At 65.7% G+C, this 19,116-nt stretch carries 16 protein-coding genes and 1 riboswitch; of the genes, 12 read left to right on the forward strand and 4 right to left on the reverse strand.

From position 1 onward, the window contains the following. Positions 1-605 precede the first annotated feature (605 nt). The 3 genes from dnaE to NTH_RS01395 are packed head-to-tail and all read right to left on the reverse strand — an operon-like array spanning position 606 to position 6,606. Positions 606-4,145: a DNA polymerase III subunit alpha gene (gene dnaE, locus NTH_RS01375; RefSeq protein WP_338528322.1), complete on the reverse strand. Its 3,540-nt coding sequence runs from the start codon at positions 4,143-4,145 to the stop codon at positions 606-608. Between the two features lie 27 nt (positions 4,146-4,172). Further along, positions 4,173-4,604, reverse strand: coding sequence for an HAD hydrolase-like protein (locus NTH_RS01380; RefSeq protein ID WP_338528323.1), 432 nt, complete (start codon positions 4,602-4,604; stop codon positions 4,173-4,175). Further along, positions 4,597-6,606 (reverse strand): acetyl-CoA carboxylase biotin carboxylase subunit, encoded by a 2,010-nt coding sequence (locus NTH_RS01395; protein WP_422392334.1) that lies wholly within the window; start codon positions 6,604-6,606, stop codon positions 4,597-4,599. Before NTH_RS01395 ends, NTH_RS01380 begins: the two co-directional genes overlap by 8 nt. Before the next feature lie 168 nt (positions 6,607-6,774). On the opposite strand from NTH_RS01395, the gene NTH_RS01400 reads away from it, so the two are divergent. From NTH_RS01400 to NTH_RS01425, 6 genes are all read left to right on the forward strand, one after another. Further along, positions 6,775-7,899 (forward strand): S-(hydroxymethyl)glutathione dehydrogenase/class III alcohol dehydrogenase, encoded by a 1,125-nt coding sequence (locus tag NTH_RS01400; RefSeq protein WP_338528324.1) that lies wholly within the window; start codon positions 6,775-6,777, stop codon positions 7,897-7,899. Continuing rightward, positions 7,896-8,363 carry a YaiI/YqxD family protein gene (locus NTH_RS01405; RefSeq protein ID WP_338528325.1) on the forward strand — a complete coding sequence of 156 codons (468 nt, stop codon included), beginning with the start codon at positions 7,896-7,898 and terminating at the stop codon, positions 8,361-8,363. Before NTH_RS01400 ends, NTH_RS01405 begins: the two co-directional genes overlap by 4 nt. A 59-nt stretch (positions 8,364-8,422) precedes the next feature. Continuing rightward, complete coding sequence (relB, locus tag NTH_RS01410; RefSeq protein WP_338528326.1) at positions 8,423-8,656, forward strand: type II toxin-antitoxin system RelB family antitoxin; 234 nt, start codon at positions 8,423-8,425, stop codon at positions 8,654-8,656. Further along, on the forward strand, positions 8,640-8,909 hold the full coding sequence (locus NTH_RS01415) for a type II toxin-antitoxin system RelE/ParE family toxin (protein ID WP_338531769.1): 270 nt from the start codon (positions 8,640-8,642) through the stop codon (positions 8,907-8,909). The genes relB and NTH_RS01415 overlap by 17 nt, the downstream gene beginning before the upstream one ends. A gap of 11 nt (positions 8,910-8,920) precedes the next feature. Further along, positions 8,921-9,763: an S-formylglutathione hydrolase gene (gene fghA / locus NTH_RS01420; RefSeq protein WP_338531770.1), complete on the forward strand. Its 843-nt coding sequence runs from the start codon at positions 8,921-8,923 to the stop codon at positions 9,761-9,763. Between the two features lie 170 nt (positions 9,764-9,933). Then, complete coding sequence (locus NTH_RS01425) at positions 9,934-10,320, forward strand: helix-turn-helix domain-containing protein (RefSeq protein ID WP_338528327.1); 387 nt, start codon at positions 9,934-9,936, stop codon at positions 10,318-10,320. A 16-nt stretch (positions 10,321-10,336) separates the two neighbouring features. Here the strand turns inward: NTH_RS01425 and NTH_RS01430 are convergent, their stop codons facing one another. Next, a complete protein-coding gene (locus NTH_RS01430) occupies positions 10,337-11,359 on the reverse strand; it encodes an alpha/beta hydrolase (protein WP_338528328.1) in 1,023 nt (340 codons plus the stop codon). 239 nt (positions 11,360-11,598) lie between these two features. Next, positions 11,599-11,696: riboswitch (glycine riboswitch) on the forward strand. A gap of 169 nt (positions 11,697-11,865) precedes the next feature. Between NTH_RS01430 and gcvT the strand changes: the two genes are divergently transcribed. From gcvT to parE, 6 genes are all read left to right on the forward strand, one after another. Further along, positions 11,866-12,969, forward strand: coding sequence for a glycine cleavage system aminomethyltransferase GcvT (gene gcvT, locus NTH_RS01435; protein WP_338528329.1), 1,104 nt, complete (start codon positions 11,866-11,868; stop codon positions 12,967-12,969). Positions 12,970-12,973: 4 nt separating this feature from the next. Continuing rightward, positions 12,974-13,342, forward strand: a complete 369-nt coding sequence (gene gcvH, locus NTH_RS01440) for a glycine cleavage system protein GcvH (protein ID WP_265518486.1) — start codon at positions 12,974-12,976, stop codon at positions 13,340-13,342. 41 nt (positions 13,343-13,383) lie between these two features. Further along, on the forward strand, positions 13,384-16,185 hold the full coding sequence (gene gcvP, locus NTH_RS01445) for an aminomethyl-transferring glycine dehydrogenase (protein WP_338528330.1): 2,802 nt from the start codon (positions 13,384-13,386) through the stop codon (positions 16,183-16,185). A gap of 113 nt (positions 16,186-16,298) precedes the next feature. After that, on the forward strand, positions 16,299-16,640 hold the full coding sequence (locus NTH_RS01450) for a TfoX/Sxy family protein (RefSeq protein WP_338528331.1): 342 nt from the start codon (positions 16,299-16,301) through the stop codon (positions 16,638-16,640). A gap of 6 nt (positions 16,641-16,646) precedes the next feature. Next, the gene (locus NTH_RS01455; protein ID WP_338528332.1) at positions 16,647-16,811 is read left to right on the forward strand and encodes a hypothetical protein; all 165 of its coding nucleotides are present in this window, start codon (positions 16,647-16,649) and stop codon (positions 16,809-16,811) included. A 185-nt stretch (positions 16,812-16,996) separates the two neighbouring features. Beyond that, positions 16,997-19,072 carry a DNA topoisomerase IV subunit B gene (gene parE, locus NTH_RS01460; protein WP_338531771.1) on the forward strand — a complete coding sequence of 692 codons (2,076 nt, stop codon included), beginning with the start codon at positions 16,997-16,999 and terminating at the stop codon, positions 19,070-19,072. The last annotated feature ends 44 nt before the right edge of the window (positions 19,073-19,116 follow it).

Below are 19,116 nucleotides of genomic sequence, written 5' to 3' on the forward strand. Positions count from 1 at the left end.
CGGCCTGCACTTCAGAGCCGGCGGCGTTGGAGCACGTCATTCCGTTCCCGCGCTTCCGCCGAAGCCGGGGCCTGTCAAAGAACGCACCCCCATGCCAGGGGTTGGGAAGACGGGCGGCCAAAGCATCGCGCGTCTAACAATAATATGCGACCCTCGGGCCGCCCGTCCGGCCGCTGTCCTGCATGACCGGTCAAAGGAGGTTCCCATTGCCCTTTTGGGGCGCCCAGGCTCGTCACTGAGACGCCTGGACCGAACCTCCCGCGGCTTCTCCGCGCCCTGCGTCCTTCGACACGCTCAGGACACAGGACTCCGGCCTGCTGCAGGCCCTCACATGCCTCCGGGTACCGAACCCGGAGGGGGAGGCTGCCGCCGCCCTCCCTGATCCCCGGTCCGGACCCGGTTCCCGTGAGGGCGATGGACACAGGATAAGGGAGGCCGGGCAAGTGGGGATAGACAAGCCGGATATTTTATCGGGAGAATCTCAATATCCAGCGATAACAGTGGGTTGAATGGACATTCTAAAGTCGATGGGTGCGGATCTATCCACGGGCCGGGATGAAGCTGCAGTTGCGAAGGGCGCGGCGGCAAACCGCCAGGAAACGGCCCTATACCAGCTCGACATCCACCACGCCCGGCACCGCGCGCATTGCCGCGGCGATCTGCGGGGAGACGCGGTAGCGGTCGGGCAGGCCGACCTCGATCTCGCCCTGGCCACCTTCCTTGATGACCACGAAGCTCACTTCGGCGTCGCCTTTCTGGGTGAGCCGCGAGGCAACGGTATCGAGGGGCCTGGGGTCGCGCAGATAGACGCGCAGCGCCTTCTGCATGCGGCTCGCCTCGTCCTCCAGCGACTGCACGCCCTGGATACGCAGGCTGACGCCCTCCGGGCGGTCTTCCGCCGAGACCATGATAACGACGGATTTTCCCGGCTCCAGCAGGTCGCGATACTGATGCAGCGTTTCGGAGAACATCACCGCCTCGAACTGGCCGGTGGCGTCGGAGAACTGAACGATGCCCATCTTGTTGCCGGTGCGCGTCTTGCGCTCCTGCTTGGCGGTCACCGTTCCGGCCAGCCGCCCGGCCGAAGCGCCCTTCTTCACCGCCGCCTGGAACTCGGCCCAGTTCTGCACCCGCATCTTGTCCAGCGTGGCGGCGTAGTCGTCGAGCGGGTGCGCCGACAGGTAGCAGCCGACCACCTGGAATTCCCGGTGCAGCTTTTCCGACGGCAGCCACGGGGCGACGGACGGCAGGTGCAGCTTTTGCGGCTCCAGCGCGGCCGAGCCGAATATGTCGCCCTGCCCCATCGCCGCGTCCTCCGAGGTGCGCGCCGCCAGCCCCATCAGCCGGTCGATGCCGGCGAACAGCGCCGCCCGGTCGTGGCCGAAACAGTCGAAGGCGCCGGCCTGGATCAGGCATTCCAGCACGCGCTTGCCGACGATCTTGGGATCGACGCGCGCGCAGAAATCCTCAAGGCTCTCGAAGGGTTTGTCCTCGCGCATGCGGACGATGTGCTCCACCGCCGCGTCGCCCACGCCCTTGATGGCCGCAAGCGCGTAGAAGATCTTGTTCTCGCCGACCTCGAACGGCCGGTAGGAGGTCATCACCGAGGGCAGCACGACCTCGATGCCGAGCCGCATGGCGTCGCGCCGGAAGTCGTTCAGCTTGTCGGTGTTGGCCATGTCGTAGGTCATGGACGCGGCCAGGAACTCGACCGGATAATGCGCCTTCAGATAGGCGGTCTGGTAGGAGACGATGGCATAGGCGGCGGCGTGCGACTTGTTGAAGCCGTAATCGGCGAACTTCGCCAGAAGGTCGAAGATGAAGTCGGCCTGCTGCTTGGAAACGCCCCGCTCCGTCGCGCCCTCGACGAAGATGCCGCGCTGCTTTTCCATCTCGGCGCGGATCTTCTTGCCCATGGCGCGGCGCAGAAGATCGGCCTGTCCGAGCGTGTAGCCGGCCAGCTCCTGCGCGATCTGCATCACCTGCTCCTGGTAGACGATGACGCCCTGCGTCTCCTTAACCAGGTGATCAATCTTCGGATGGATGGAGGCGATCTCCTCCTCGCCGTGCTTGCGGGCGTTGTAGGTGGGGATGTTCTCCATCGGGCCGGGACGGTAGAGCGCCACCAGCGCGATGATGTCCTCGATGCGGTCGGGCTTCATGCCGATCAGCGCCTTGCGCATGCCCGCGCTTTCCACCTGGAACACGCCGACCGTCTCGCCGCGCGAGAGCATTTCGTATGTCTTGCGGTCGTCGAGCGGGATTTTCGACAGGTCGATCTCGATGCCGCGGCGGGCGATCAGCTTCACCGCCCTTTCAAGGACGGTCAGCGTCTTCAGACCCAGAAAGTCGAACTTGACGAGACCCGCGTCCTCGACCTTCTTCATGTTGAACTGGGTCACCGGCATGTCCGAGCGCGGGTCCCGGTACATCGGTACGAGTTCGGACAAGGGCCGGTCGCCGATCACGATGCCGGCGGCGTGGGTGGAGGCGTGGCGGTAGAGCCCCTCCAGCTTCTGGGCGATCTCCAGGAGCGTGCCGACGATGGGCTCCTTGTCCACCTCCTCCTGAAAACGCGGCTCGTCCTCGATGGCCTTGTTGAGCGGGGTGGGATTGGCCGGGTTCGACGGCACCATCTTGCACAGCCGGTCGACCTGGCCGTAGGGCATCTGTAATACGCGACCGACGTCGCGGAGCACGGCGCGGGCCTGCAGCGTGCCGAAGGTGATGATCTGCGCCACCTGCTCGCGGCCGTATTTCTCCTGCACGTAGCGGATGACCTCGTCGCGCCGGTCCTGGCAGAAATCGATGTCGAAATCGGGCATCGACACGCGGTCGGGATTGAGGAAGCGCTCGAAAAGAAGCGAAAAGCGCAAGGGATCGACATCGGTGATGGTCAGCGCGTAGGCGACCAGAGAGCCCGCGCCGGAGCCGCGCCCCGGCCCGACCGGGATATCATGCGCCTTGGCCCATTTGATGAAGTCGGCAACGATGAGAAAGTAGCCGGGAAACTTCATGCGCTCGATGATCTCGAGCTCGTATTCCAGCCGCTCCGAATAGGTTTCCGGCGCGTAGCCCTCGGCCAGTCCCTGCGTTTTCAGCCGGTTCTCCAGGCCCTCGCGCGCCTGCCGCCGCAACTCGTCGGCCTCCGCCTTGAGCGCGGTTTCCTCGTCGGCCGCCTCGCCGCCGGTAAAGCGCGGCAGGATGGGGTCGCGATTCTTCGGATAATAGGCGCAGCGCTGGGCGATCTCGACCGTGTTGTCGACGGCCTCGGGAAGATCGGCGAAGAGCTCGACCATCTCCTTCTGGCTTTTCAGGTAGTTGTCGGGCGTCAGCCGGCGCCGGTCGTCCATGGCGATCACGGCGCCCTCGGCAATGGCGATCAGCGCATCATGAGCGTCGAAATCCTCCCGCGCCGGAAAGAAGGCCTCGTTGGTGGCGACGAGCGGCAGGTCGTGGGCATAGGCGAGCTTCACGGTCGCCGCTTCCAGCGCCCGGTCGTAGCCGCCCAGCCTTTCCAGCTCGACGTAGAGCCGGTCCTCGAAGGTCTCCATCAGGAAGCGAAGGCGGCTTTTGGCCACTTCCGTGCGCTCTTCCCTCAGCGCCGCGCCTATGGGGCCGCGCGGCCCGCCGGTGAGGCAGATCAGGCCCTCGCGATGAGCCTCCAGCCATTCCTTCGTGACATGCACGGCCGCGCCCGGCTCGTTTTCGAGATAGGCGCGGCTTACCAGCCGGACGAGGTTGCGATAGCCCGTTTCGCTCGCCGCCAGGAGCACCAGCGGGTCATAGTGCTCGGCCTGCCGGTTGCGGCTCACCCGGCGCGCTTCCGACAGAGCGTCCTCGAAGGCGACGTCCAGCTGGCAGCCGATGATCGGCTGAACGCCGTCCTTGGCCGCCTTCTGCGCGAACTCCAGCGCACCGAACAGATTATTGGTGTCGGTGACGGCGATGGCCGGCGCTTCATCCCGGACCGCATGGCCGACGACCTTGCCGAGGGGCAGCGCGCCCTCCAGCAGCGAGAAGGCCGAATGGACCCGCAGATGCACGAAAGGCCGCTCCGGCCGCGAGGCCAGCCATTCGGCCTGTTTTCTGGCGGCATCTGCCGCCGCCATGATCGGATCGCGCGTTCGCCTGTCGCTGGCCATGAATTGTTGCCGGTCGCCTCGATGGACTCAGGAAGGCTTCCATTCTCGACAATCTGCGGCCACGGGTAAAGGCCGCCGTGGCGTTGCGCACGACAATCGTCCCTCGGGCGCTGAAAGCACCTCGTCCTGGAGCAGCCTGTCCACCGCTGCCGCCAAGTCCGACGGACGCTCCACGATCTCGTCCGCTCCGGCGTCGGCAAGTTCCTTGCGGTCTCCGAACCCCCAGAGCACGCCGAGGGACATGATGCCGTTGGCCCTGGCGCCGGCGATGTCGTGCGAACGGTCGCCGATCGTGACGGTTCGCACCGGGTCGAGGGGCTCGGCCTGCAATATGTGCGCGATCAGGTCCGGCTTGTCTGCATTCGTCCCGTCATGGGCCGAGCCGTGCACCGTGTGAAAGAACCGGGCAAGGCCGAAATGCTCGACGATGTGGACCGAATAGGTCTCCAGCTTAGACAAACTCCATGATGACCGCGTCCACGGCCAAGCTGTCGCCGGGCTTGGCATTGAGCTTTGCGACCGTGCAGTCCCGGTCGGCCCGCAGCACGTTTTCCATCTTCATCGCCTCGACGACGGCCAGCGTCTCGCCGGCCTTGACCTCCTGTCCCTCCTCGACCGCGATCGACACGACGAGGCCCGGCATCGGGCAAAGCAGCAGTTTCGACGTATCCGGCGCGCGCCGCACGGGCATCAGCCGGTCGAGCTCGGCGATGCGCGGCAGATAGACCCGCGCCTGCGCGCTCATGCCCCGCCAGGAGAGCTTGACCCCGTTGAGGACCGGACGCACCTGGACCGCCACCTGGCGCGATCCCACCTTGCCCTTCCACACGGCATCGCCCGGCCGCCACTCCGAGACCAGCGTCAGCGCATCGCCGTCGATGGTCACGTCCAGCTCGGTCGGGATGGAAACCATGCCCTCCACGATGGTAGCCGGCACATAGTCGTCGCCCAGCCGCACCACCCAGTCGCGCTTGATGTCGCCGCTGTGCGGGGCAAGGCGGCCGGGCAGCCGGTCGAGCCGGTCGCGGCGCAACAGCTCCACCGCCAGCGCCACGGCCGAAAGCACCTGCCTGCCCTCCGCGTCCGGCGCCGGCAGCGAAAAGCCGTCGGGAAACTCCTCGGCGATGAAGCCCGTCGACAGCCTGCCTTCCTGCCAGCGTTCGTGCCGCATCAGCGCGGTCAGGAAAGGGATATTGTGCTCGATGCCGTCGATCACGAAACAGTCGAGCGCTTCGGCCATGGCCTCCACCGCCCCTGCCCGGTCCGGCGCCCAGGTGCAAAGCTTGGCGATCATCGGGTCGTAGAACATGGAGATTTCCGAGCCCTCGGCCACGCCCGTGTCGTTGCGCACGACAAAGCCGTTCCTGCGCCCTTCTTCCGGCGGGCGGTAGCGTGTCAGCCGGCCGATGGAGGGCAGGAAATTGCGCACCGGGTCCTCGGCATAGATACGGCTTTCGATGGCCCAGCCTTCGAGCTTTATGTCGCTCTGCCTGAGCGCCAGCTTCTCGCCGGCGGCGACGCGGATCATCTGTTCGACCAGATCGATGCCGGTCACGAGCTCGCTCACCGGATGCTCGACCTGCAGCCGCGTGTTCATCTCGAGGAAGAAGAAATTGCGGTGCCGGTCGACGATGAATTCCACCGTGCCGGCGCTCTGGTAGTCCACCGCCCGCGCCAGCGCCAGCGCCTGCTCGCCCATCGCCGCGCGCGTGGCCTCGTCGATGAAGGGCGAAGGCGCTTCCTCGACGATCTTCTGGTTGCGGCGCTGGATCGAGCATTCGCGCTCGCCCAGATGGACGCCGTTGCCGTGTCCATCCACCAGGATCTGGATCTCGATGTGCCGCGGCTCCTCGATGAATTTCTCGATGAAGATGCGGTCGTCGCCGAAGGAGGATGCGGCTTCCGATTTCGACCGGTCGAAGCCTTCGCGCGCTTGCGCCTCGTTCCAGGCGACGCGCATGCCCTTGCCGCCGCCGCCCGCCGATGCCTTGATCATGACGGGAAAGCCGATCTCGCCGGCGATCTTCACCGCGTGGTCGGCGTCGTCTATCAGCCCCATGAAGCCGGGCACCGTGGAGACATTTGCCTCGGCAGCGATCTTCTTGGAGGTGATCTTGTCGCCCATGGCGCGGATCGCCTTCGGCTTCGGCCCGATGAAGACGATGCCTTCCGCCTCCAGCCTTTCGCAGAAGGCGGCGTTCTCCGACAGGAAGCCGTAGCCCGGATGGACCGCTTCGGCGCCCGTCTCCTTGCAGGCGGCGATGATCCTGTCGGCCGAAAGATAGGACTGGCTCGCCGCCGCCGGCCCGATCAGCACCGCCTCGTCGGCCATCTCGACATGCACCGCGTCGCCGTCGGCCTCGGAATAGACCGCCACCGTGGAAATTCCCATCTTCCGCGCCGTCTTCATGACCCGGCAAGCGATCTCGCCGCGATTGGCGATGAGAATTTTCCTGAACATGGACGGCATTTCCCCGGAGAGCTTTTCATCTGCTTTTATGGGTTCCGCGCGATCGGCTCAAGGGAAGCCTGATGATACTTTCTGCTGTAGATGCGCGCCGGCCGCTTGCGGCGCGGCGAGTTTCCTGAAATTTTCTCCTCGAACGTCAGACAATCCGGAGAACGCCCCATGAAGACACGCGCCGCCGTCGCCACCGCCGCCGGAAAGCCGCTCGAGATCATGGAGGTCGATCTGGAAGGGCCCCGCGCGGGGGAGGTCCTGGTGGAGATAAAGGCCACCGGCATCTGCCATACGGACGAGTTCACCCTTTCCGGCGCCGATCCCGAGGGCCTTTTCCCGGCCATCCTCGGCCATGAGGGCGCCGGAATCGTGGTCGATGTCGGCGCCGGCGTGACCAGCGTCAAGAAGGGCGACCACGTCATCCCGCTCTATACGCCCGAATGCCGCGCCTGCCCCTCGTGCCTGTCGCAGAAAACCAATCTGTGCACCGCCATCCGCGCCACCCAGGGCCAGGGCCTGATGCCCGACGGCACGTCGCGCTTTTCCATCGGCGGCGAAAAGCTGCACCATTACATGGGCTGTTCCACCTTCGCCAATTTCACGGTGCTGCCCGAGATCGCGGTGGCCAAGGTCAATCCGGACGCCCCCTTCGACAAGATCTGCTACATCGGCTGCGGCGTGACGACCGGCATCGGCGCCGTCATCAACACGGCCAAGGTGGAGATCGGCGCGACGGCGGCCGTGTTCGGCCTCGGCGGCATCGGCCTCAACGTCATCCAGGGCCTGCGGCTGGCGGGCGCCGACATGATCATCGGCGTCGACATCAACAACGACAAGAAGGCGTGGGGCGAAAAGTTCGGGATGACGCATTTCGTCAACCCGAAGGAATGCGACGACGTCGTGGCCGAGATCGTCAACATGACCAAGCGCGGGGCCGACCAGATCGGCGGCGCGGACTACACCTTCGACTGCACGGGCAATGTCAAGGTCATGCGCCAGGCGCTGGAATGCGCCCATCGCGGCTGGGGCGAATCGATCGTCATCGGCGTCGCCGGCGCCGGCCAGGAGATCGCCACCCGCCCCTTCCAGCTCGTCACCGGGCGCGTGTGGAAAGGCACGGCCTTCGGCGGCGCGCGCGGCCGCACCGACGTGCCGAAGATCGTCGACTGGTACATGGCCGGCAAGATCGACATCGACCCGATGATCACCCACACCTTGAAGCTCGACGAGATCAACAAGGGCTTCGACCTGATGCATGCGGGCGAATCGATCCGCTCCGTGGTGGTCTATTGACCGACGAGCCGACCATCTATGTCGATGCCGACGCCTGCCCCGTGAAGGCGGAAGTGCTCAAGGTCGCCGAACGTCTCCAAGTCCCCGTGGTCTTCGTCTCGAACGGCGGGCTGCGGCCTTCGCGCGACCCGATGGTCCGCCATGTCGTGGTGCCGGGCACCGCGGATGCGGCGGACGACTGGATCGCCGAGCACGGGCAAGCCGGCGACATCGGCATCACCGCCGACATTCCGCTCGCCTCCCGCCTGGTGGAGAAGGGCCTGCACGTGCTGGGCCCGACCGGCCGCCCATTCACCCCGGAAACCATCGGCATGGCCGTTGCCATGCGCAATCTGAAGCAGGATCTGCGCGAATCGGGCGAGATCAAGGGCTACAATCCCGGCTTCACCGGCGCCGACCGCTCGGCCTTCCTGCAGGCGCTGGACCGCACCCTGCGCCGGGCGCTGCGGGAAAAGCGGGGGTGAACAACGTCCCCGGACGTGCTATATGGGATACACATATCCCAATCGGACAGTTGACGAAGATGAGCAAGCAGACGGCGATCCGCCTTTCCGACGAAACCTATGCGCGGCTGCAAGCCCTGGCCAAGCGCACCGGCCGCACCGCATCCTACTATATCCGCGAGGCCATCGAGGAACGGCTCGAGGATCTGGAGGACATCTATCTTGCGGAGCGCGTTTTAGAGCGCCGTGAACGCGGCGAGAGCAGGACCTATACGCTCGAGGAGATGGAGCGTGAACTTGGCCTGGACGATTGAGATCGACGATGCGGCTTTCAAGCAGTTGGCAAAAATGGGGAGGCAGGATGCCAAACGTGTCCGAAACTACCTACGCAACCGTATAGAACCACTGGATAATCCCCGCCAGTTGGGCAAAGCCCTGGAGGGATCGAAACGCGGCCATCTGTGGCGCTACCGGGTCGGCGATTATCGCATCATCTGTGATATCCAGGATCACAAGGTCGTTGTCCTGGTCCTCGAAATCGGCCATCGGCGCGAAATCTATCGGTGAACCGGATGCCCATGAAAACAATCTCCACCACGAAATCCCATGGCGGCATCCAGGGCGTCTATTCCCATCATTCGACCGCCTGCGACTGCGAGATGACCTTCGCCGTCTTCGTTCCTCCCCAAGCCACGCAGGGCCCCTGCCCGGTCCTGTGGTACCTGTCCGGCCTCACCTGCACCCATGCCAATGTCATGGAAAAAGGCGAATACCGGAGGATGGCGGCCGAATTGGGCATCGTGATCGTGTGCCCCGACACCAGCCCGCGCGGCAAGGCTATTCCCGACGAGCCCGACAACTGGCAGTTCGGCAAGGGCGCCGGCTTCTATCTGGACGCCACCGAGGAGCCGTTCGACAAGAATTACCGGATGTATTCCTACATCGTGGACGAGCTGCCGGCCCTGATCGCCCAAAACTTTCCTGCGGATATGGAGCGGCAGGGCATATTCGGCCATTCGATGGGCGGGCACGGCGCGCTTACCATCGCGCTGAGGAACCCGCAGCGCTTCGCAAGCTGCTCGGCCTTCGCCCCCATCGTCCAGCCATCCACCGCGGACTGGTCCGTCCCCGCCTATGAAAGATATCTGGGCGAGGACCGCGATTCCTGGCGGCCGTACGACGCCTGTGCGCTGGTGGAGGACGGCGCGCGCTTTTCCGGCTTCCTGATCGACCAGGGCAAGAGCGACCCGTTTCTCGACAACGGCCTGCGCCCATGGCTGTTCGAGGAGATCTGCCGCAAGACCGGCGTTCCGCTGTCGCTCAACATGCACGAGGGCTATGATCACTCGTATTTTTTCATATCGAGTTTCATGGAAGTCCATCTCAACTGGCACGCCGAGCGGATGATGGCAAAGCAATAGCCGGAATCATCACATCGGAAACTCCAGATAAGCGACTGGTTCAAAAAAAGAAATCCTTGACGCAATTGCTTCTCTCATCGAAATACTTGTGCTTCCTGTCTCTATCCCCCATGCTTTAGGCCTCTCACCGCGCCACGCGGCAACCAAATCTTGCATGGAGGAATGACCGGGTGCACGACACCGCACATATCTATTCCGACGTACCGGACCGCGACACGATGGGGGGCAGGCTCTCGCGTGCTCGCGACGCGGCGGGCATGACCGTCGCGGAACTCGCACGGCGCCTCGGCGTCAAGACGTCGACCATCCAGGCATGGGAGAGCGACCGGTCGCAGCCGCGCGCCAACCGGCTGACCATGCTGGCCGGCGTCCTCAACGTCTCGCTGTCATGGCTGTTGCACGGCATCGGCGCCTCGCCCGCCGACGAAAGCCGCTCGGAACTGGTCCAGGCTGTCTCGGCCAATCTCATCCGCCTGCGCCGGCTTCACGACGAGACCGGCCGCATGATCGCCCAGATCGAACAGGATCTTGCGCGCGCCGCCGGCGCGGAAGGCTGAAGCTGCGACAATGCCGCTACGGCGCGGGGCGGGCCGGGAAACTTTGCTGCCGCTGGACATGGGCTTCGACGAAGGCCAGCATCCGCTCCAGCGCCTCCCGCCCGGCGGCGATATCCAGGTTGAACTGATATTCATGCGGCAGTGACGGGCTGTAGTCCTCGGGAAAGAAGAGGGCTTGCACCTCGACGCCCCGTTCTTCGAGCGCTCGCGCCAGGGCCATCGCCTGGGGCGCAAGCGGATCGCCATTGCCGCTGGAGATGAAGGCGGGCGGAAACGCGCCGGTGACGTGCTCGGTCACCGAAGCCAGCAAGAAACGCTCGTCGGCCATGAAATTCCTGGTTCCCGAATAGGCCCACAGCACCGTCCTGACGAGCCAGCCGAACTTGCCGTCGACATTGGCCTGTTCGATGTCATAGGCACCCGAGAACAATACGGTGCCGGCAAGCCGCTCCGGCTCCAGCTCCGGCGCGATGCCGATCCGCCGGGCATAAGACGGGTCCGTCGCGATGATGGCGACCTGCGCGGCGATCTGCGCCCCGGCCGAGTCCCCGGCCAGCACAATCCTGTCTGGATCGATGTTGAGGTCCGCCGCGTTCCGCACGAGATGACCGAGCGCCGCATTCACCTGCTCGACGGGGGTGGGATAGGTGACGCCGAAACCATGCGAATATTCAAGACCGACGGTCGTATAGCCGCGGCCGGCCAGAACCTTCAGATAGTTGGCGACACCGGCCTTGCTGCCCGCGATCCAGCCACCGCCATGCACCCAGACGATAGCCGGCAGCGGGCCGCGCGCGCCCTTGGGATGATAAAGGTCGAACGTCTCGTCCGCCCCGTCTCCATAGGCAAGGTCCTGCCGCGCGACCACGTTCCCGGGAACGTGCTTCTCAAGGGCGGCTTCGGAGGCACGATCGCCACTGGCGAATATCTGCTGGATGATCGCGACCGACGGCCAGGGCGAGAGCCGGAAGGCCAGCACAGTCGTCACGACAAGCACGGCGGCAACGGCCACGAACCAGAGAAGGATGCGTTTGATCATCGCCCGCCACTCGTTCCGATCACGGCGCGGCGCACTTGCAACGCCGCAGCTTGCCTCACGCCGTCACCATACGGCGCGGCCTCATGCCGTAGCGTGGATCCCCGATTCGCGAAAGGCGGGGATAGGCCCATCGTTGCCCTGGCGGGCAGGCGCGGCGGGATTGCCGGCCGGCGGCCGTCGAAGACAGGTGACAATCGTCCGTGCCTGCGCTAGGTTCCGGGAGTCGAGGGCCGCAGCCCTGCCTGTCTGTGGGAGAGAGCCACACCGGTTCGCCGGTGCAGCCGCCGAAGGGGAAATCGCCCGAAATCTCTCAGGCAAATAGAACCGTAGACAGGTTACGACACTCTGGAAAGTCGGGGCAAGATTGTTAAAGGCGCAATATTGCCCCGCGCCGAAGGTGTAAGTGCTGCCGACAGGGTTCCGGCGGCGCGAGTCTCTCAGGCTTCCGACAGAGGGGCACGAACAACATGCCGCGCAATCGGCATGCGTGCAACTTTGGGGAAAACATGGGCGACGACAAGACACTGAAACACCTGCCGCTTGAGGCCATGCACGAGGAAGCGGGCGCACGCTTCGGCGCGTTCGCCGGCTGGCGCATGCCGCTGACCTATCCCGCCGGCGTCATGAAGGAACATCTTCATACGAGGCAGCAGGCCGGCCTCTTCGACATTTCGCACATGCAGCTCTTCGCCGTCGAAGGCGACGGCGCGGCCGCGTTCCTTTCCCGCGCCTGCCCGCTGGACGCGGCGGCGCTGGGCGAAGGCAAGTCGAAATACACCCTGCTTCTGGGCGAGAATGCCGGCATCATCGACGACCTCATCGTCACGAGGCTCGGCCCTTCCCGCTTCGTCATCGTGGCCAATGCCGGCAATGCCGCCAGGGACGAGGCGCATTTGCGCAAGGTGGCCGAGGGGTTCGAGGTGAGGCTGGAGGCGCTCGACCGCGTGCTCCTGGCGCTCCAGGGGCCGGCCGCCGAGGACGTGCTGGTCAATGCCGGGCTCGACCTCAGCGACCTCACCTTCCTGACGGCGGTGGAGCCGCGCGAGGGCTGGTTCGCCGCCCGTTCGGGCTATACCGGCGAAGACGGCTTCGAGATCGCCCTGCCGCCCGACGCGGCCCCGCGCCTTGTGGAGGAGATATTGGCCGACGAGCGCGCGAAATGGATCGGGCTTGCCGCCCGGGACAGCCTGCGGCTGGAGGCGGGCCTGTGCCTGCACGGCCAGGACCTGAGCGAGGAGACCGACCCGGCCAGCGCCGCCCTGCTCTGGGCCATCCCGAAGAACGTCCGCGAGGACGGCGGCTTCATCGGCGCGGAGGCGCTGGCCCGCATTCGCGCCGACGGCATAAAGGAAAAGCGCGTCGGCCTGAAGCCCGAGGGCCGCCAGCCCGTGCGCTCCGGCGCCACGATCGTGGACGGGGACGGCCGCGCCATCGGCCGCGTGACCTCCGGCGGCTTCGGCCCCTCGGTGGAGCACCCGGTGGCCATGGGCTATGTCGAAAAAGCCCATGCCGATGCCGGTACGCGCCTTTACGCCGAAGTGCGCGGCAGCCGCATCGCCATGGATGTCCATCCCCTTCCCTTCACGCCGCACAATTACCGCAAAGGATAATGCGATGAGCAAAACCTATTTCACACAGGACCATGAATGGCTCCGCGTCGAGGGCGGCGTGGCGACGGTCGGCATCACCGACTATGCGCAGGAGCAACTGGGCGACCTCGTCTTTGTCGAGCTTCCGGAAGCAGGAAAATCCCTCGCCAAGGGCGACACCGCCGTCGTGGTGGAATCCGTCAAGGCAGCATCCGACGTCTATGCCCCGGTGGAGGGAGAGGTGACCGAGGTCAATTCGGAACTCGAATCCGATCCTTCCCTGGTCAATTCCGCGCCCCAGGGCGACGGCTGGCTGTGGAAGATGAAGCTGGCCGACGAAAGCCAGCTCGAAGGACTGCTGGACGAGAAGGCCTACAAGGAAACCATCGCGTAGCCATGCCCAGCGGCGCAAAACAGCAATACCAGGAACACCCGATGCCCGATAAGACCGCCTCTTTCGCCGCCCGCCACATCGGCCCGCGCGGGGACGAAACCAAAACCATGCTGGCAGCGCTCGGCGTTCCCTCGCTGGAAACGCTGATCACGCAGGCCGTGCCGAAATCCATCCGCCTCGACCGCCCGCTCGATCTGCCGCCCGCCGCCGGCGAGGCGGAGGCGCTCGACGAGCTCTCCGCCGTCATGCGCCAGAACCATGGGCTCAAGAGCTTCATCGGGGCGGGCTACCATGGCGTTCATGTGCCGCCGGTGATCCAGCGCAACCTGTTCGAAAATCCCGCCTGGTACACGGCCTACACGCCCTATCAGTCGGAGATCAGCCAGGGCCGGCTGGAGATGCTGTTCCATTTCCAGACGCTGGTGACGGAGCTGACCGGCCTGCCGGTGGCCTCCGCCTCGCTGCTGGACGAGGGCTCGGCGGTGGCGGAAGCGGTGGGCATCGCCTGGCGCCACCATCGCGGCAAGCGCGCCAAACTGGCGATCGCCGGCCCACTGCACCCGCAGAGCCTTGATGTCGTGCGCACGCGCGCGACGCCGCTGGGCATCGACATCGACGGCGATGAGATCGACGAGCAGACCTTCGCGCTGATCGTTCCCTGGGCCGATACCTACGGCGTCTACGGGAACCACGATGCGATCATCGCAAAGGCGCGCGACAGCGGCGCGATCATCATCTTCGTGGCCGACCCGCTGGGCCTCGTCCTGTCGAAGACGCCGGCCGACCTCGGCGCGGACATCGCCGTCGGCTCCATGCAGCGCTTCGGCGTGCCGATGGGCTTCGGCGGCCCGCACGCAGCCTATTGCGCGGTCGCCGACAAGCTGACCCGGCTGATGCCCGGCCGCCTCGTCGGCCAGTCGACCGACGCCCACGGCCGCCCCGGCTACCGCCTAGCGCTGCAGACGCGCGAACAGCATATCCGCCGCGACAAGGCCACCTCCAACATCTGCACCGCGCAGGCGCTGCTCGCCAACATGGCGGCGGCCTATGCCGTCTGGCACGGGCCGGAAGGGCTGAAGGCCATTGCCGGGCGCATCCACGATCTCGCCGCGCGCTTCCATGCCGGCCTGAAGGCGGCGGGGCTGGCGCTCGCCGGCGATACGATCTTCGACACGGTGACCGTCAGCGTGCCCGGCAAGGCGAAGGAGATCGCCGCCGCGGCCGAGAAAGACGGGCGCCTGCTGCGCGTCATCGACGAGGACCGCCTCGGCGTCACCTTCGACGAGACCTCGGCGGAGGCCGACCTTGAAGCGCTCGCCGCCCTGTTCGGCGCTTCCGCTCCGGCGAAGGCCAAGCCACTTGCCCCGGCGGCCCCGCGCGGCGCCGGTTTCCTCACCCAGCCCGATTTCCACGCCCACCGCTCGGAAACCGAAATGATGCGCTTCCTGCGCCGGCTGGCCGACAAGGACCTGGCGCTCGACCGCGCGATGATCCCGCTCGGCTCCTGCACCATGAAGCTCAACGCGGCGGCCGAGATGATGCCGGTGAGCTGGAACGATGTCGGCGGCCTTCACCCCTTCACGCCCGAACGCCACACACAAGGCTATGCCCGCATGATCGGCGATCTCGACCGCTGGCTGTCGGAGATCACCGGCTTCGACCGCACCTCGCTGCAGCCCAACGCCGGCAGCCAGGGCGAATATGCGGGCCTGCTGGCCATCCGCCGCTATCATGAAAGCCGTGGAGAGGCCGGGCGCGACGTCTGCCTCATCCCCTCTTCCGCCCATGGCACCAATCCGGCTTCGGCCTCCATGGCCGGCATGCGCGTCGTCGTCGTCCGCTGCACGGACAATGGCGACATCGATGTCGAGGATCTCAAGGCCAAGGCCGGCGAGCATGCGGAAAGCCTCGCCGCGCTGATGCTCACCTACCCGTCGACCCACGGCGTGTTCGAGGAGGGCGTGCGCGACATGTGCGCGCTGATCCACGAGCATGGCGGCCAGGTCTATTTCGACGGCGCCAACCTCAATGCCATGGTCGGCCTTTCCCGCCCCGGCGACCTGGGCGCCGATGTCTGCCACATGAATCTGCACAAGACGTTCTGCATCCCCCATGGCGGCGGCGGGCCGGGCGTCGGCCCGATCGGCGTCAAGGCGCATCTCGTCCCCTTCCTGCCGGGCCATGTGGAACTGGGAACGGACCATGCGGTGGCCGCCGCCCCCTTCGGCAGCGCCTCGATCCTGCCCATCACATGGATGTATATCCGCATGATGGGCGCGGACGGCCTCAAGCGGGCGACGGAAACGGCCATCCTCAACGCCAATTACATCGCCCACCGGCTCAAGGCGCATTATCCCGTGCTCTACAAGGGCCGCAACGACCGCGTGGCGCATGAATGCATCCTCGACACGAGGGTGTGGAAGGACCGCGCGGGCATCACCGTGGAGGATATCGCCAAGCGGCTCATCGACTACGGCTTCCACGCCCCCACCATGTCCTGGCCGGTGGCCGGAACGCTGATGGTGGAGCCGACCGAATCGGAGCCGAAAAGCGAGCTCGACCGCTTCTGCGACGCGATGATCTCCATCGCCGAGGAAGCGGCGAGAGTGGAGAAAGGCGACTGGCCGAAGGAGGACAACCCCCTGGTCAATGCGCCGCATACGGCGAGCGAGCTGATGGCCGACGAATGGGCGCATCCCTATACCCGCGCCGAGGCCGCCTTTCCCTCCGGTTCCATGGAAGCCGCGTCGAAATACTGGCCGCCCGTCTCCCGCGTCGACAATGTCGCTGGCGACCGCAACCTCGTCTGCGCCTGCCCGCCGATGGAGGCGCTGGCGAGCTGACGTCTCCCGCGTCAGGAGAAATGGCAGGAACCTTCGCAGCCGGCCGGCCGCGCCCTATGCAAACCCCGGCCGGCCGTGAGACGCTCTATCCGTGAGCTTTCAGGAGGTTGTCCATGGCCCATGACGAATTGCTTGCCGCACGCATGCGCGACGCGCTGGAGGGTCTGGCGGGAATCTCGGAAAAGCGCATGATGGGCGGCGTCTGCTTCCTGCTCGACGGCAATATGCTGTGCGGGGCAGACCGCCCGAAGACGGGCGCAGGCCGGTTCATGTTCCGCGTCGGCAAGGACAATCAGGCCGACGCCCTCGCCCGCCCGGGCGCGCGGCCCATGGAGATGGGCGGGCGGCGCATGAACGGCTTCGTTTTCGTCGAGGCGGAGGCCTGCGACGACGCGGCGATGAAAGGGTGGATTTCGCTGGCGCTCGGTTTCGTCGGCGGCCTGCCGCCGAAATGAAGCGGGATGGGCGGCATCATGAAAGCGGATGAGTTCTCGCAATTCCCAACGCGAACGCTGGATTTCCTGACAGATCTGAGCGCCAACAACGACCGCGACCGGTTCGCGCAAAACGACGCCTTCTGCCGGCTGAAGCCACTTTTCGATTGGCTGACCGCTCCTTCGCGTTGAAGGCGGCGGCGTCTTCCCCTATGACACGATCCGCGTGGAATTCGACATTCCCGCCGACGCAGCTTGAATCCGCCACGATCGCGGCTTTGCACGGACGCTGAACACAACCGGAACAGCCTTCGCTTTGCCTTGGAAACCATGGCAAAGTGCACTGGTGATTCGCGGCGATGGAACCAGAAAGCGACATGGACGACAACAACGACCTCTTTGCCGGCCTGACAACGAACCCTGAGCGCGCGCGCCAGCCCGAGCCCGCAGCAGCCACCGAGCCCGCGCAGCGCGGCGCGCCGGCCCGCCCGGCGCCGAAGCCTTCCGCACTGCCGAAGGACAGCGGCGAAGGCTACAGCGCGGCCGATATCGAGGTTCTCGAAGGGCTGGAGCCGGTGCGCCGCCGGCCGGGCATGTATATCGGCGGCACCGACGACAAGGCGCTGCATCACCTTTTCGCCGAGGTCATCGACAACGCGATGGACGAAGCGGTGGCCGGCCATGCCTCCTTCATCGAGGTCGAGCTCGGCGCGGACGGCTTCCTCACCGTCAACGACAACGGCCGCGGCATTCCCGTCGACCCGCATCCCAAATTCAAGGACAAATCCGCCCTCGAGGTCATCATGACCACGCTGCACTCGGGCGGAAAGTTCGACTCCAAGGTCTATGAGACGTCGGGCGGGCTGCACGGCGTCGGCGTTTCGGTGGTCAACGCGCTTTCCGAAATGCTCGAGGTCGAGGTTGCCCGCAACAAGCAGCTCTACCGGCAGGTCTTCTCGCGCGGCCTGCCCCAGAGCCGGCTGGAAAGCCTCGGCGACGTCCATAACCGCCGGGGTACGAAGGTGCGTTTCAAGCCCGACGAGCAGATTTTCGGCAAGGGCGCCAGGTTCGATCCGGCCCGGCTCTGCCGCATGGCCCGCTCCAAGGCCTATCTCTTCGGCGGCGTCGAGATCCGCTGGTCCTGCGACCCGGCCCTGATCGGGGAAAAGGACCAGACGCCGGAAAAGGCCGTCTTCCATTTTCCCGGCGGACTGAAGGACTTCCTGGCCGCATCGCTCGACGGGGAGTTCCAGGTCACCAAGGAAGTGTTCGCCGGACGCAGCGAAAAGCGCGGCGGCCACGGCGCGGTGGAATGGGCCGTCACCTGGTATGGCGGCGACGCCATGCTCAACTCCTATTGCAACACGGTGCCCACGCCCGAAGGCGGCACCCATGAGCAGGGTTTCCGCAACGCGCTGCTCAAGGGCTTGCGCGCCTATGCCGACCTCACCAGCAACAAGCGGGCCGCCATCATCACCTCCGAGGACGTGATGATCTCCGCCGCCGGCATGCTGTCCGTGTTCGTGCGCGAGCCCGAATTCGTGGGCCAGACCAAGGACAAGCTCGCCACCGCCGCCGCCATGCGCATCGTCGAGAACGCCATCCGCGACCCCTTCGACCACTGGCTGGCCGACAATCCGCAGGAAGCCTCGAAACTGCTCGAATGGGTCGTGGCGCGCGCCGACGAGCGCCTGCGCCGCCGGCAGGAGCGCGAGGTGACCCGCAAGAGCGCGGTGCGCAAGCTGCGCCTGCCCGGCAAGCTGGCCGACTGCACCATGGGCGCCGCCGCCGGCGCCGAGATCTTCATCGTCGAGGGCGATTCGGCCGGTGGCTCCGCCAAGCAGGCGCGCAACCGCGCCAGCCAGGCCGTGCTGCCGCTGCGCGGCAAGATCCTCAACGTGGCAAGCGCCGGCACGGGCAAACTCGCCGCCAACCAGCAGATTTCCGATCTCGTCCAGGCGCTGGGCTGCGGCACGCGGTCCAAATACCGCGAGGACGATCTGCGCTACGACCGCATCATCATCATGACCGATGCCGACGTCGACGGCGCCCATATCGCCTCGCTGCTCATCACCTTCTTCTATCAGGAGATGCCGCAGCTCATCGCCGGCGGGCATTTGTACCTTGCCGTGCCGCCGCTCTACCGCCTCACCCAGGGCGGCAAGACCATGTATGCGCGCGACGACGCCCACAAGGACGAATTGCTGGCGACGGAGTTCACCGGACGCGGCAAGGTCGATATCGGCCGCTTCAAGGGCCTCGGCGAAATGCTGCCCAAGCAGCTCAAGGAAACGACCATGGACCCGGACAAGCGCCTGCTCCTGCGCGTCGATGTCGTCGAGAGCGAGGACGACACCCGCTCCGCCGTCGACGCGCTGATGGGCACCAAGCCGGAAGCCCGCTTCAAGTTCATTCAGGAACGGGCTGAATTCGTGGATGAATTGGACATCTGAGGTGGCGCGAAGCAGTCGCGCCCGCGCCAATAGATCGTAGTTGT

Source organism: Nitratireductor thuwali, from assembly GCF_036621415.1.
Taxonomy (GTDB): domain Bacteria; phylum Pseudomonadota; class Alphaproteobacteria; order Rhizobiales; family Rhizobiaceae; genus Chelativorans; species Chelativorans thuwali.

What these genes read in the sequence shown, in the direction of transcription:
- dnaE (WP_338528322.1), bottom strand. Translation starts at nt 4,145, where the DNA reads ATGGCCAGCGACAGGCGAACGCGCGATCCGATCATGGCGGCGGCAGAT.
- NTH_RS01395 (WP_422392334.1), bottom strand. Translation starts at nt 6,606, where the DNA reads ATGTTCAGGAAAATTCTCATCGCCAATCGCGGCGAGATCGCTTGCCGG.
- NTH_RS01400 (WP_338528324.1), top strand. Translation starts at nt 6,775, where the DNA reads ATGAAGACACGCGCCGCCGTCGCCACCGCCGCCGGAAAGCCGCTCGAG.
- relB (WP_338528326.1), top strand. Translation starts at nt 8,423, where the DNA reads ATGAGCAAGCAGACGGCGATCCGCCTTTCCGACGAAACCTATGCGCGG.
- fghA (WP_338531770.1), top strand. Translation starts at nt 8,921, where the DNA reads ATGAAAACAATCTCCACCACGAAATCCCATGGCGGCATCCAGGGCGTC.
- NTH_RS01430 (WP_338528328.1), bottom strand. Translation starts at nt 11,359, where the DNA reads ATGATCAAACGCATCCTTCTCTGGTTCGTGGCCGTTGCCGCCGTGCTT.
- gcvT (WP_338528329.1), top strand. Translation starts at nt 11,866, where the DNA reads ATGGGCGACGACAAGACACTGAAACACCTGCCGCTTGAGGCCATGCAC.
- gcvH (WP_265518486.1), top strand. Translation starts at nt 12,974, where the DNA reads ATGAGCAAAACCTATTTCACACAGGACCATGAATGGCTCCGCGTCGAG.
- gcvP (WP_338528330.1), top strand. Translation starts at nt 13,384, where the DNA reads ATGCCCGATAAGACCGCCTCTTTCGCCGCCCGCCACATCGGCCCGCGC.
- NTH_RS01450 (WP_338528331.1), top strand. Translation starts at nt 16,299, where the DNA reads ATGGCCCATGACGAATTGCTTGCCGCACGCATGCGCGACGCGCTGGAG.
- NTH_RS01455 (WP_338528332.1), top strand. Translation starts at nt 16,647, where the DNA reads ATGGGCGGCATCATGAAAGCGGATGAGTTCTCGCAATTCCCAACGCGA.
- parE (WP_338531771.1), top strand. Translation starts at nt 16,997, where the DNA reads ATGGACGACAACAACGACCTCTTTGCCGGCCTGACAACGAACCCTGAG.